Genomic DNA, 13056 nt, shown 5'->3' with positions numbered 1-13056 from the left:
GTCTCCCTCTCAGCTCGCGGAGCCGGTGGTCAGGGCGAGGACGACGGCGACGACGACCACGAGGCCGCCGAGCATCGTCGCGCCGTACGAGCGCACGTAGCCGTTCTGCCACCCGCGGAGCCACTCCCCCACCTTGCCGACGAGGCCGGCCAGGCCCATCCAGCCGCCGTCGACCATCTCCTTGTCGGCGTAGACGAGCGAGCGCGTGAGGTACTGGCCGGGACGCATGAACACCGTCTCGTTGACGTCGTCCTGGTACAGGTCGCGGCGGGCCGCGCGCGTGAGCACGGAGCCGCGCGGGGCGCGGACCGGGACGCTCGACATCGCGTACTGGCGCCACGCGAGGGCGACGCCCGCGAGGACGAGCAGGAGCGTCAGGGCGATGAGCGACCAGACGGGCAGCACCGGCTCGTGGTGCTCGGCGTGCCCCGTGACGGGCTCGAGCCACGTGACGAAGCGCGAGCCCGCGGCGAGGATGCCGCCCAGGGCCACCGACCCGACGGCGAGGACGATCATCGGCCACGTCATGAGGCGCGGGGACTCGTGCGGGTGCTGGACGGGACCGTCCTGCGGGCCGAGGCCGTCCAGGGAGCCGCTGCCGTCGTTCCAGCGGCGGCGACCGGAGAACGTCATGAAGAACAGGCGCGACATGTAGAACGCCGTGATCCCCGCGCCGAGCAGCGCCACGCCGCCGAAGACCCACGCCCGCCACGGCTCGCCGTCGACGGGGACGAACGCGGCCTCGATGATCTTGTCCTTGCTCCAGAAGCCCGAGAACGGCGGGATCCCGAGGATCGCGAGCCAGCCCATCATGAAGGTGATCCACGTGACCTTCATGTACCGCGCGAGGCCGCCGAACCGGCGCATGTCGACCTGGTCGTCCATGCCGTGCATGACGGACCCCGCGCCGAGGAACATCCCGGCCTTGAAGAAGCCGTGCGTCACGAGGTGGAAGATCGCGAACGCGTAGCCGATCGGGCCGAGCCCCGCGGCGAGGATCATGTAGCCGATCTGCGACATGGTCGACGCGGCGAGCGCCTTCTTGATGTCGTCCTTCGCGCAGCCGACGATCGCCCCGAAGAGCAGCGTCACCGCACCCACGATCACCACGACGAGCTGCGCCGTCGGCGCGCCCTCGAAGATCGGCGCGGACCGGACGACGAGGTAGACGCCCGCCGTGACCATGGTGGCCGCGTGGATGAGGGCGGAGACCGGCGTCGGGCCGGCCATCGCGTCCCCGAGCCACGCCTGGAGCGGGAACTGCGCCGACTTGCCGCAGGCCGCGAGCAGGAGCGCGAGGCCCGTCGCCGTGAGCAGCGCGGTCGAGGCCTCCGGCACGCGGGCGAACACCGTGCTGAAGTCGAGCGCGCCGAACGTCGCGAACATGAGCATCATCGCGACGATGAGGCCGATGTCGCCCACGCGGTTCATGACGAACGCCTTCTTCGCCGCGACCGCGTACGCCCGGTTGTGGTTCCAGAACCCGATGAGCAGGTACGACGCGAGGCCCACGCCCTCCCAGCCGACGAACAGCAGGAGGAACGAGTCGGCGAGGACGAGGACGAGCATCGCCGCGATGAACAGGTTGAGGTACGCGAAGAACCGGCGCCGGTCGCGGTCGTGCGCCATGTAGGCGACCGCGTACACGTGGATGAGCGTCCCGACGAACGTCACGAGGAGCACGAAGGTCAGGGACAGCGGGTCGATCCGCAGCCCGACGGCGAGGTCGAGCCCGCCGGACGCGATCCAGTCGAACAGGCGGTAGTCCACGACGCGCTCGTCGACCGGGAGGCCGAGCATCGACACGAAGAGGACCAGGCCCACGACGAACGCCGCGGCGGACATCAGCACGCCGAACCAGGCGCCCCAGCGGTCGCTGCGGCGGCCCGCGAGCAGCAGGACGGCCGCCCCGACGAGCGGGAGCAGCACGAGCAGCGGTGCGGCGAGGAACGCGCCCGGGACCGTCTCGGTCGCGGGCACGACGTCGGTCGCGGTCAGCAGTCCGCCCGCCGACGGCAGGGCGGGAAGGAGCATCGTCATCGGTGCCGGCCCCTCAGCTCTTGAGCAGGTTGACGTCGTCGACCGAGGCGGACCGACGGGTGCGGAAGATGGACACGATGATCGCGAGGCCGACGACGACCTCCGCCGCCGCGACCACCATGACGAAGAACGCGAGGACCTGGCCGGTCACGTCGCCGTGGATGCGGGCGAACGTCACGAACGCGAGGTTGGTCGCGTTGAGCATGAGCTCGATGCCCATGAACACGATGATCGCGTTGCGGCGCAGGAGGACCGTCGCCGCGCCGATCGCGAAGAGGATCGCGGCCAGCACGAGGTAGTGGGTGAGCTCCATCAGTCCTCTCCTCCCGGGGTCGCGCCGGGCACGCGGGACCGGCCCGGGTCGTCGGGACCCCCGACGTCGCCGGCGGGCGGCTCGCCCTCGGGCTGCTCGGCCGTCGCGGCCTGCACCACGCGCTCGTTCGCGTCCTGGGCCCGCAGCGCGGGCAGGGCACGGTGCGGCTCGTGCTCGACGAGCACGTCGCGCTCGGCCTCGAGGATCGTGCCGGCCGAGCGCTCCTGGCCACGGATCCGCAGGATGCGGGACACCGACTCCTCGATGGGCCGCCCCTGCGGGTCGAGGGCCGGCGTGTCCATCGCGTTGTTCTGCGCGTACACGCCGGGCGCGGCGAGCGGCGTGAGTCGGCCGCCCGAGGGCAGTGCCGCGACCTTCGCGTCCGCCTGCTCGCGCTGGCCGACCTTCGGGGTGAGCCGGCGCCGGTGCGTGAGCACGAGCGCCGAGACCGCGGCGGTGATGAGCAGGATGCCCACGACCTCCATCGCGAACACGTAGTCCGCGAAGAGCACGCGTGCGAGCGCCGTCGGGTTCGTCACCGCGTTCGCGGCCTCGAGACCGACCGCGGGCGGGAACGCCGCCTGCGAGACGACGCCGACCAGGACGGCCCCGAGCCCGAGCCCGAGCAGCACGCCGATCCAGCGCTGGCCGCGGATCGTCTCGACGAGCGAGTCCGACGCGTCGACGCCGACGAGCATGAGCACGAAGAGGAACAGCATCATCACGGCGCCCGTGTAGACGACCACCTGGACGACGCCGAGGAACGGCGCCTCCTGCGCGATGTAGAGGATCGCGAGGTCGACCATGACGAACATGACCGCGATGGCGGCGTGCACCGCCTTGCGCGCGAAGAGCAGCGAGAGCGCCGCGAGGACCATGAGGGGGGCGAGGACCCAGAAGAGGACCGCCTCGCCGCCGCCCCCGATCACCGCGCGCCCTTCCGGGCCGACGGACGGGCGGACCGCCCGGACGGCTGCGCGACCCGCCGGACCTCCGGCTCGCGGCCCGCCGGCTCCGGCGGGAGCGTCGGGTCGTCCGGCCGGTGCTCGCGCACCCACTCCACCTGCTCGGCCACCGGTCCGCTCACCTCTCCGCGGTAGTACTCGGTGTCCGACGTCCCGGGCACCATCGGGTGCGGCGCGGCGAGCATGCCCTCGCGCAGCGGCGCGAGGAGGTCCTGCTTCTCCCAGATCATGCCCTCGCGCGTCGGCCCGGCGAGCTCGTACTCGTTGGTCATCGTCAGCGCCCGCGTCGGGCACGCCTCGATGCACAGCCCGCAGAAGATGCAGCGCAGGTAGTTGATCTGGTAGACGCGGCCGTACCGCTCGCCGGGCGACATGTGGCCGCCGTCGGGCAGGTCGGCGTTGTCCGCGCCCTCGACGTAGATCGCGTCTGCGGGGCACGCCCACGCGCACAGCTCGCACCCGATGCACTTCTCGAGCCCGTCGGGGTACCGGTTGAGCTGGTGCCGGCCGTGGTAGCGCGGCTTGGGCGGCACCTTCTGGCGCGGGTACTGCTCCGTCACGGTCGGCCGGAACATCGAGGAGAAGGTCACGCCGAACCCGGCGACGGGCGCGACGAGCTCGCGCAGGCCCTTCGCCTGCGGGCGGCGGACCTCGTACTCGCCCGGCCGGTCCGGCTTCTGGTCGTCAGCCACGGTCGACCTCCTTGTCGTGCGGTGTGTCGCGGGGGGCACCGGCACCCGGTGCGGACGTCCTGGCCGCGCCCGCGTCGTCGGGCACGAGGGCCCGACGGCGCGGCGAGGGCGGGAGCGACTGGCCGGGCAGCGGCGGGACGGGGAAGCCGCCGGCGAACGCGTCGAACGGCTCGGGCGCGCCCCCCGCGGTGCGCGGAGCGGCGCCGGGTGGCGCCTTCTTCTCGGGCCAGAACCAGACGACGACCACGACGACGAGGGCTATCGCGACCGCGATCCCGATGAACACGCGCAGGTCCACGTCGAGGAACTGGCGCACGGCCTGGGCGACGGCGAGCAGCACGAGCCACGCGAGCGCGAAGGGGATGAGGACCTTCCAGCCGAAGCGCATGAACTGGTCGTAGCGCAGGCGCAGCAGCGTGCCGCGCACCCACACGAAGAAGAACATGACGGCCCAGACCTTGACGAGGAACCAGAGGATGGGCCACCAGCCCTCGTTGAACATCCCGTCGTTGATCGCCGAGAGCGGCCACGGGGCCCGCCACCCGCCGAGGAACAGCGTCGTCGCGACCGCGGAGACGTTGAGCATGTTGATGTACTCCGCGAGGAAGAACCACGCGAACTTCATCGACGAGTACTCGGTCATGTACCCCGACACGAGCTCGCCCTCGGCCTCGGGGAGGTCGAACGGCAGGCGGTTCGTCTCGCCGACCATGGAGATGACGTAGATGACGAACGCCGGGAGGAGCGGGAGGAACCACCACAGCTGCGTCTGCGAGTCGACGATGCGCGAGGTCGACATCGACCCCGCCATGAGGAAGACGGAGACGAGCGACAGACCCATCGCGAGCTCGTAGCTGATGACCTGGGCCGTCGAGCGGACCGACCCGAGCAGCGGGTACGTGGAGCCGGACGACCAGCCGCCGAGCACGATCCCGTACACGCCGAGCGACGCGCACGCGAGGATGTAGAGCGTCGCGACCGGGAAGTCGGTGAGCTGGGCGGGCGTCACGTAGTCCGTGAACGGGATCTGCACCTCGGGCCCGAACGGGATGACCGCGAACACGAGGAGCGCGCAGAACACGGAGATCATCGGCGCGAGCAGGTAGACGAACTTGTCGGCCGCCTTGACGGTGATGTCCTCCTTGAGCAGGAGCTTCATCGCGTCGGCGAGCGACTGCAGCAGGCCGAACGGGCCGTGCCAGTTCGGGCCGGGCCGCACCTGCATGCGGGCGACGACCTTGCGCTCGAACCAGATCGCGAACAGCACGCTCGTCAGCAGGAAGACGAGGATGAGGACGGCCTTGACGAGGTAGGTCCAGCCGTTGTCCTGCGAGAAGTTCGCCACGATGCCGGGCACCGCCGGCGTCTCGGTGGCCAGCGCGTGGAGCGCGTGCAGGCCGCTCATGCGCCCTCCCCTCCGTCGGTGGTCCCCGGCTCGAGCCGGACGAGGTCGCCCGGCACCGCGCCGAGCGTGGCGTGCACGGACGACCCCGGCGAGCGCAGCGGCAGCCACACCACGTGGTCGACCATGTCGGTCACCACCACGGGGAGCGTGACCGCGCCCCGGTCGGTGACGACCCGCACGAGCTCGCCGTCGAACACGTCGACCGCGGCGGCCGTGGCCGCCGACAGGCGTGCCACGGGGCGCTTGGCCGTGCCGGCGAGGTACCGCTCGCCGTCCTGGCCGCGCGCGTCGTCGAGCAGGAGGCGCCAGCTCGCGAGGACCGCGGTCCCCGGCGCGACGGCGGGCGGCTCGGTCGCGTCGACCGTGGGCGCCGCGGCGCGCGCGCCGTCCCACGCGCCGTCGCCCACGAGCTGCTCGAGCTCGGCGCGCACGGCCTCGAGCGTCGACAGGCCGAGCGGGGCGCCGGCGGCGTCCGCGAGTGCGTCGAGCACGCGGTGGTCGGGCATCGCGGTCGAGGCGAGCGCGGCCGGGAACGGGCGCACGCGCCCCTCCCAGCTGACGAACGCCCCGGCCCGCTCCACGGGCGGCGCGACCGGGAGGACGACGTCGGCGAGGTCCGTCACCGCCGAGCGCCGCACCTCGAGCGAGACGACGACGTCCGCCGCCTCGAGCGCGCGGCGCGCGTGCGCCGGGTCGGGCAGGTCGTCGAGCTCGAGCCCGCCCACGAGGACGCCCGCGAGCTGGCCGACCGAGAGCGCGTCGAGCATCTCCCCCAGGTCGCGGCCCGGCGCGGTGGGCAGCCCCGCGGGGTGGTCCTCGGTGGTCGCCGCGCCCCACACGGTCGCGACGTCCACGCGGGCCGCGGCGTCGGCGACCGGGCGTCCGCCCGGCAGGAGGTTGGGCAGCGTGCCCGCCTCGACGCCGCCGCGCTCGCCCGCTCGGCGCGGGACCCAGGCGAGGCGTGCGCCCGTCGCGGCGACCGCGCGCAGCAGCGCGCTGTACCCGCCGGGCGTCGTGGCGAGCCGCTCGCCCACGAGGACGACCGCCCCCGGCTGGCGGAGCGCGTCGCTCGCGTCGGCGAGGACGTCGTCGGTGCCGCTCGCCTCGTCGAGCGTGCGGACCCGGTCGCCCGCGGCGATGCCGTCGAGCCACTCGGCCTCGGTCCCCGGGGCGGCGGGGAGCAGCGTGCCGTGCATGCGCTGCACGCCGCGCGACGCGAACGGCGCCACGGAGAACACGCGGACCCGGTGCCGCAGCGCGCCCTTGCGCAGGCGCAGGAACGCGACGCCCGCCTCCTCCTCGGCCTCGAGGCCGACGAGCAGGACCGCGGGGGCCTTCTCGAGGTCGGGGAAGGTCACGCCGAGACCCGTGCCGGCGACCGCGTGCGCGAGGAAGTCCGCCTCCTCCGCGCTGTGCGCGCGGGCCCGGTGGTCGACGTCGTTCGTGCGCAGCCACGTGCGCGCGAGCTTGGCGTACGCGTAGGCGTCCTCGACCGTGAGCCGCCCGCCCGGCAGGACGCCGACCCCGCCCGCGTCGCGGGCCCGGGTCAGGGCGTCGGCCGCGACCTCGAGCGCCTCGGCCCACGAGGCCGGGCGCAGCTCGCCGCGCGTGACGGTCCCGTCGGGCGCGACCTCGCGGTCGCGCACGAGCGGGTGCGTGAGGCGGTCCGGCGCGGACTGCCACGTGAAGGCGAAGCGGTCCCGGTCGGTGATCCACTCCTCGTTGACCAGCGGGTCCTCCCCCGCGAGGCGGCGCAGCACGACGCCCCGGCGGTGGTCGACGCGGATCGCCGACCCGGACGAGTCGTGCTCGGCGACCGACGGCGTCGAGACCAGGTCGAACGGGCGCGACCGGAAGCGGTACGCCGCCCCCGTGAGCGCGCCGACCGGGCAGATCTGCACGGTGTTGCCGGAGAAGTACGACGCGAACGGGAGGCCCGCCTCGTCCTCCAGGGCCAGGCCCACCGGGCGGTCGCCGGGCGCCTCGCCCGCGGGCGGCGCGAAGTCGAGCACGGCCTCGTCGAAGCGCCCGATCTGCTGCGCGGCGCCGCGCTTCTGCAGGTCGATGAACGCGTCGCCCGCGATCTCCTGGGAGAAGCGCGTGCACCGCTGGCACAGGACGCAGCGCTCGCGGTCGAGCAGGATCGTCGTCGAGACGGCGATCGGCTTGGGGAACGTGCGCTTGACGTCGACGAACCGGCTCGTCGCGCGCCCGTTGCTCATCGCCTGGTTCTGCAGGGGGCACTCGCCGCCCTTGTCGCACACCGGGCAGTCGAGCGGGTGGTTGATGAGCAGCAGCTCCATGATCCCGTGCTGCGCCTTGTCGGCGACCGGGCTCGTGCGCTGGGTCTTCACCACCATGCCCGGCGTCGCCTCGAGCGTGCACGACGCCTGCGGCTTCGGCATGGGCCGCACGTTGCCCTCGCGGTCGGGCGCCGCGACCTCGACGAGGCACTGGCGGCACGCCCCGGCGGGCTCGAGCAGCGGGTGGTCGCAGAACCGCGGGATCTGGATCCCGATCTGCTCGGCCGCACGGATCACGAGCGTGCCCTTGGGCACCGACATCTCGATGTCGTCGATCGTGAACGTCACCTGGTCCGCGGGGGCCGGGGTCTTGGCCGCGCCGCCCGAGGGCGCGACGGCCGAGGAGCCGGTGCCCGGGGCGGGGGTCGTGGTCGTCATCAGTGCACTCCTGCCGTCAGGACGCGGGCCGGGCGGGGCGTGTAGTCGAAGAGCGCCGAGGCCGCCGGGTCGAACGGGCAGCGGTGCTCCGTGATGTGCGCCTCGTACTCGTCGCGGAACAGCGCGATGCTGCTCGTGACGGGCGACGTCGCACCGTCGCCGAGCGCGCAGAACGCGCGGCCCAGGATGTTGTCGCACGTGTCGAGGAGCAGGTCGAGGTCGGCCTCCGTGCCCTGGCCCGCCTCGATGCGCGCCAGCACCTGCTTCATCCAGTACGTGCCCTCGCGGCACGGCGTGCACTTGCCGCACGACTCGTGCGCGTAGAAGTCGGTCCACCGGCTCACGGCCCGCACGACGCACGTCGTCTCGTCGAAGAGCTGGAGCGCGCGCGTGCCGAGCATCGAGCCCGCCGCGGCAACTGACTCGTAGTCGAGCGGGGTGTCGAGGTGCGCGTCGGTGAACAGCGGCGTCGACGAGCCGCCCGGCGTCCAGAACTTCAGCGCCTTGCCCCCGCGCATCCCGCCCGCGAGGTCGAGCAGCTCGCGCAGCGTCGTGCCGAGCGGGGCCTCGTACTGCCCCGGCCGCGTCACGTGCCCGGAGAGCGAGAACAGGCCGACGCCGGCCGAGCGCTCCGTGCCCATCGAGGTGAACCAGTCCGCACCGCGCGCGACGATCGACGGCACGCTCGCGATCGACTCGACGTTGTTGACGACCGTCGGGCGCGCGTACAGGCCCGCGACCGCGGGGAACGGCGGCTTGAGCCGCGGCTGCCCGCGGCGGCCCTCGAGCGAGTCGAGCAGCGCCGTCTCCTCGCCGCAGATGTAGGCGCCGGCCCCGGCGTGGACCGTGACGTCGAGGTCGAAGCCCGACCCGAGCACGTCCTTGCCGAGGTAGCCCGCCTCGTACGCTTCCTCGACCGCGCGCAGCAGGCGGCGGTACACGTGCAGCACCTCGCCGCGCACGTAGATGAAGGCGTGCCGGCAACCGATCGCGTACGACGTGATCGCGACGCCCTCGACGAGCGCCTGCGGGCTCGCGAGCATGAGCGGGATGTCCTTGCACGTGCCCGGCTCGGACTCGTCCGCGTTGACGACGAGGTAGCGCGGGCCGCCGTCGGGCGCGGGCAGGAAGCCCCACTTCATGCCCGTGGGGAACCCCGCGCCGCCGCGGCCGCGCAGGCCCGACGCCTTGACCGTCGCGACGACGTCGCCCGGCTCCTGCCCGAGCGCCGCGCGCAGGCCCGCGTAGCCGCCGCGGTCCAGGTACGACGCGAGCGTCCAGGACCGGTCCGCGTCCCACGTGTCCGACAGGACCGGGGTCAGCGGGTCCGGCGCCGGACGGGTCTCGGTGCTCTGCTGCTCGCTCATGCGTCCGCTCCCTTCGACGGGTCGGGCTTCGTGCCGGGCGACTCGGCCTTGCCGCCGGGGTCGACGTCGGCGTCGGTCGTCGGCTTCCGCTCGGCGCTCGACTGCGCCTCGCCGGCGTCCGGCGCACCGCCGGCGGGGGCGCCGCCGTCCGGGGCCGCCTCCGCGTCCGTCTCACCGGTCGGTGCGGTCCAGCCGTGCTCGCGCGCGAGCCGCAGGCCGGCGAGGGTGGGCTCGCCCGCGCCGACGCCCTCGTCGGCGCGGCCGTCGGTGAAGCCGGCGAGCACGCGGCTCATCTGCTTGAACGTGCACACGCTCGCCGCGCCGCGCGTCGGGGCGACGGCCTCGCCGGCGCGGAGCCGGTCCACGACGTCCGTCGCGCTCCCGGGGGTCTGGTTGTCGAAGAACTCCCAGTTGACCATCATCACGGGCGCGTAGTCGCAGGCCGCGTTGCACTCCACGCGCTCGAGCGTGATCGCGCCGTCCTCGGTCGTCTCGTCGTGCCCGACGCCGAGGTGCTCAGACAGCTCGTCGAAGATCGCGTCGCCGCCCATGATCGCGCACAGCGTGTTCGTGCAGACGCCCACGGTGTAGGTGCCGTTGGGGTGGCGCTTGTACTGGGTGTAGAACGTCGCGACGGCGGAGACCTCGGCCGCGGTGAGACCGAGCTGCTCCGCGCAGAACAGGATGCCGTCGCGCGACACGTAGCCGTCCTCGGACTGCACGAGGTGCAGCATCGGCAGCAGCGCGGAGCGGGACTCGGGGTAGCGCGCGACGATCTGCGCGGCGTCGGCGGCGAGGCGCGCCGTCGTCTCTGCGTCGTACCCGGGGCGCGCCCGCCGGGCGGGCGTCCCGTCCGTCGCAGGTCCGGCGTCGATGGTCATCGGTCCACCCCTCCCAGCACGGGGTCCAGGGACGCGACCGCGACCACGACGTCGGCCACCTGGCCGCCCTCGCACATCGCTGCCACGGCCTGGAGGTTGTTGAACGACGGGTCGCGGAAGTGCGCCCGGTAGGGGCGCGTGCCGCCGTCGGACACGAGGTGCACCCCGAGCTCGCCGCGCGGGTGCTCCACGGTCTGCCACGCCTGCCCCACGGGGACCCGGAAGCCCTCGGTGACGAGCTTGAAGTGGTGGATCAGGGCCTCCATCGAGGAGCCCATGATCTCCTTGATGTGCTCGAGCGAGTTGCCCTGGCCGTCGCTCCCGATCGCGAGCTGCGCGGGCCACGCGATCTTGCGGTCGCCGACCATGACGGGCTGGCCCGCCGTCGCCTCGAGGCGGTCCAGGCACTGCGCGACGATGTGCAGCGACTGGTAGCACTCCTCGAGCCGCAGCACCACGCGGTCGTAGCAGTCGGCGCCCGTCGCGGTCGGGACGTCGAAGTCGTACGTCTCGTAGCCGCAGTACGGGTCGGCCTTGCGCACGTCGTACGGGTGGCCCGTCGAGCGCAGCACCGGTCCGGTGACGCCGAGCGCCATGCAGCCCGCGAGGTTGAGGTGCCCGACCCCGACGAGGCGCCCCTTGAAGATGGGGTTGGCGAGCATGAGGTCGCCGAGCTGGCCGAGGTAGCGGCGCACGAGCGGGTCCGCCCGGCGCACCTGCTCGACGAGGTCCGGCGGCACGTCCTGCGCGACACCGCCCGGACGGACGTACGCGTGGTTCATGCGCAGCCCCGTGACCGCCTCGAAGATCCGCAGGATCTCCTCGCGCGCGGTGAACGCGATGGTCATGACGGTCGTCGCGCCCATCTCGTTGCCGCCCGTGCCGAGGCACACGAGGTGGGACGCGATGCGGTTGAGCTCCATCATCAGCACGCGGATGACGCTCGCCCGTTCGGGCACGTCGTCCGTGATGCCGAGGAGCTTCTCGACCGCGAGGCAGTACGCCGTCTCCTGGAACAGCGGCGCGAGGTAGTCCATGCGGGTGCAGAACGTGACGCCCTGCGTCCACGTCCGGAACTCCATGTTCTTCTCGATGCCGGTGTGCAGGTAGCCGATGCCGCAGCGCGCCTCGGTGACCGTCTCGCCGTCGATCTCGAGCATGAGGCGCAGCACGCCGTGCGTCGACGGGTGCTGCGGACCCATGTTGACGACGATGCGCTCCTCGCCGAGCGCGGCGGCCGCGACGGCGCTCTCCGCGATCTCGGCCCAGTCGCCGCCGGACGCCTCGAAGCTCGGGACGCCGGGATCGAAGTCGCCGACGGGCGGACGGGTGGCGTGCGGGGCGCCGCCGGGGGCGCCGGTGGTGTGCGTGCTCACGAGTACGACCTCCTCGTGTCGGGCGGGGGCACGGTCGCGCCCTTGTACTCGACGGGGATCCCGCCGAGCGGGTAGTCCTTGCGCTGCGGGTGGCCCGGCCAGTCGTCGGGCATCTCGATGCGCGCGAGCGACGGGTGGCCGTCGAAGACGATGCCGAAGAAGTCCCACGTCTCGCGCTCGTGCCAGTCGTTCGTCGGGTAGACGGACGTCGTGGTCGGCACGTGCGGGTCCGCGTCGGGCACCGACACCTCGAGCCGCAGCCGCCGGCCGTGGGTGATCGAGGTCAGGTGGTAGACGGCGTGCAGCTCGCGGCCGACCTCGTGCGGGAAGTGCACGCCGCTCACGCCCAGGCTCAGCTCGAAGCGCAGGTCCTGGTCGTCGCGCAGCGCCCGGCACACCTCGACGAGGTGGTCGCGGTGCACGTGCAGCGTCAGCTCGGCGTGCGCGCCGGGCGGGTCGACGACGACGCGCTCGACCGCGGCGTCGAACCGGACGCCGGACGCCTCGAGCACCTCCGTGAGGACGTCCACGACCTCGTCGAACCAGCCGCCGTAGGGGCGGGCGCTCGCGCCCGGCATCGCGACGGGCTGCACCAGGCCGCCGTAGCCGGACGTGTCGCCCGAGCCGTGGACGCCGAACATGCCCTCGCGGACCTCGACGACCTCGAGCGTGCGGGGCGCCCCGGCACCGGTCACGAGGTCGGCCGACCGGGGGCCGTTCACCTCCTCCGGCTGCGGCACCGGCGTGCCGGCGCCGCTCTTCTCGTCCGTCACCGCAGCAGCCCCTTCATCTGGAACGTGGGCGTCGCCTCGAGCGCCGCCGCCTCTGCGGCGCGCGCCGCCTCCTTGCGGTTCACGCCGAGCGGCTCGTGCTGGATCTGGTCGTGCAGCGCGAGGATCGCGTTGATGAGCATCTCCGGCCGCGGCGGGCAGCCGGGCAGGTAGATGTCCACCGGGACGACGTGGTCGACGCCCTGGACGATCGCGTAGTTGTTGAACATGCCGCCGCTCGACGCGCACACGCCCATGGACAGGACCCACTTGGGCTCGCTCATCTGGTCGTAGACCTGCCGCACGACCGGCGCCATCTTCTGGCTCACGCGCCCGGCCACGATCATGAGGTCCGCCTGGCGCGGCGACGCGCGGAAGACCTCCATGCCGAAGCGCGACAGGTCGAACCGCGACGCGCCCGCCGCCATCATCTCGATGGCGCAGCACGCGAGGCCGAAGGTCACGGGCCACAGCGACGCCTTGCGCAGGTACCCCGCGAGGTCCTCGATCGTGGTGAGCAAGAAGCCCGAGGGAGCTTCCTCGATCCCCATGGTGTCTCTCCTAGT

11 protein-coding genes are annotated in these 13056 nt (G+C 73.0%); all 11 read right to left on the bottom strand.

The annotated features are described in order from the left end of the window. Positions 1 to 9: 9 nt before the first annotated feature. From nuoL to RSE42_RS04745, 11 genes are read right to left on the bottom strand one after another with little or no spacing between them, the layout of a single operon-like run. Positions 10 to 2040 (bottom strand): NADH-quinone oxidoreductase subunit L, encoded by a 2031-nt coding sequence (gene nuoL, locus RSE42_RS04795; protein ID WP_249356048.1) that lies wholly within the window; start codon positions 2038 to 2040, stop codon positions 10 to 12. 13 nt (positions 2041 to 2053) lie between these two features. Next, positions 2054 to 2353 carry an NADH-quinone oxidoreductase subunit NuoK gene (gene nuoK / locus RSE42_RS04790; protein ID WP_021482715.1) on the bottom strand — a complete coding sequence of 100 codons (300 nt, stop codon included), beginning with the start codon at positions 2351 to 2353 and terminating at the stop codon, positions 2054 to 2056. After that, the gene (locus RSE42_RS04785) at positions 2353 to 3231 is read right to left on the bottom strand and encodes an NADH-quinone oxidoreductase subunit J (RefSeq protein ID WP_081599926.1); all 879 of its coding nucleotides are present in this window, start codon (positions 3229 to 3231) and stop codon (positions 2353 to 2355) included. The genes nuoK and RSE42_RS04785 overlap by 1 nt, the downstream gene beginning before the upstream one ends. Positions 3232 to 3278: 47 nt before the next feature. After that, on the bottom strand, positions 3279 to 4010 hold the full coding sequence (gene nuoI, locus RSE42_RS04780) for an NADH-quinone oxidoreductase subunit NuoI (RefSeq protein WP_043653739.1): 732 nt from the start codon (positions 4008 to 4010) through the stop codon (positions 3279 to 3281). Beyond that, a complete protein-coding gene (nuoH, locus tag RSE42_RS04775; RefSeq protein ID WP_051027981.1) occupies positions 4003 to 5415 on the bottom strand; it encodes an NADH-quinone oxidoreductase subunit NuoH in 1413 nt (470 codons plus the stop codon). Before nuoH ends, nuoI begins: the two co-directional genes overlap by 8 nt. After that, entirely contained in the window at positions 5412 to 8096 is a 2685-nt protein-coding gene (locus RSE42_RS04770) for an NADH-quinone oxidoreductase subunit G (protein ID WP_415298002.1), read from the bottom strand. The genes nuoH and RSE42_RS04770 overlap by 4 nt, the downstream gene beginning before the upstream one ends. Then, positions 8096 to 9463, bottom strand: a complete 1368-nt coding sequence (gene nuoF / locus RSE42_RS04765; RefSeq protein WP_415298000.1) for an NADH-quinone oxidoreductase subunit NuoF — start codon at positions 9461 to 9463, stop codon at positions 8096 to 8098. The genes RSE42_RS04770 and nuoF overlap by 1 nt, the downstream gene beginning before the upstream one ends. Next, positions 9460 to 10344, bottom strand: a complete 885-nt coding sequence (gene nuoE, locus RSE42_RS04760) for an NADH-quinone oxidoreductase subunit NuoE (RefSeq protein ID WP_175007753.1) — start codon at positions 10342 to 10344, stop codon at positions 9460 to 9462. Before nuoE ends, nuoF begins: the two co-directional genes overlap by 4 nt. Further along, positions 10341 to 11720: an NADH-quinone oxidoreductase subunit D gene (locus RSE42_RS04755; protein ID WP_021481792.1), complete on the bottom strand. Its 1380-nt coding sequence runs from the start codon at positions 11718 to 11720 to the stop codon at positions 10341 to 10343. Before RSE42_RS04755 ends, nuoE begins: the two co-directional genes overlap by 4 nt. After that, a complete protein-coding gene (locus tag RSE42_RS04750) occupies positions 11717 to 12493 on the bottom strand; it encodes an NADH-quinone oxidoreductase subunit C (protein WP_114553223.1) in 777 nt (258 codons plus the stop codon). Before RSE42_RS04750 ends, RSE42_RS04755 begins: the two co-directional genes overlap by 4 nt. Continuing rightward, positions 12490 to 13041, bottom strand: a complete 552-nt coding sequence (locus tag RSE42_RS04745) for a NuoB/complex I 20 kDa subunit family protein (RefSeq protein WP_021481794.1) — start codon at positions 13039 to 13041, stop codon at positions 12490 to 12492. Before RSE42_RS04745 ends, RSE42_RS04750 begins: the two co-directional genes overlap by 4 nt. Positions 13042 to 13056 lie beyond the last annotated feature (15 nt).

The organism is Cellulosimicrobium sp. SJTW-1 (assembly GCF_047716875.1).
GTDB classification, from domain to species: domain Bacteria; phylum Actinomycetota; class Actinomycetes; order Actinomycetales; family Cellulomonadaceae; genus Cellulosimicrobium; species Cellulosimicrobium funkei.
Note: the sequence above shows the minus strand (reverse complement) of the source record. Positions and strands in the feature narration are given on the sequence as shown.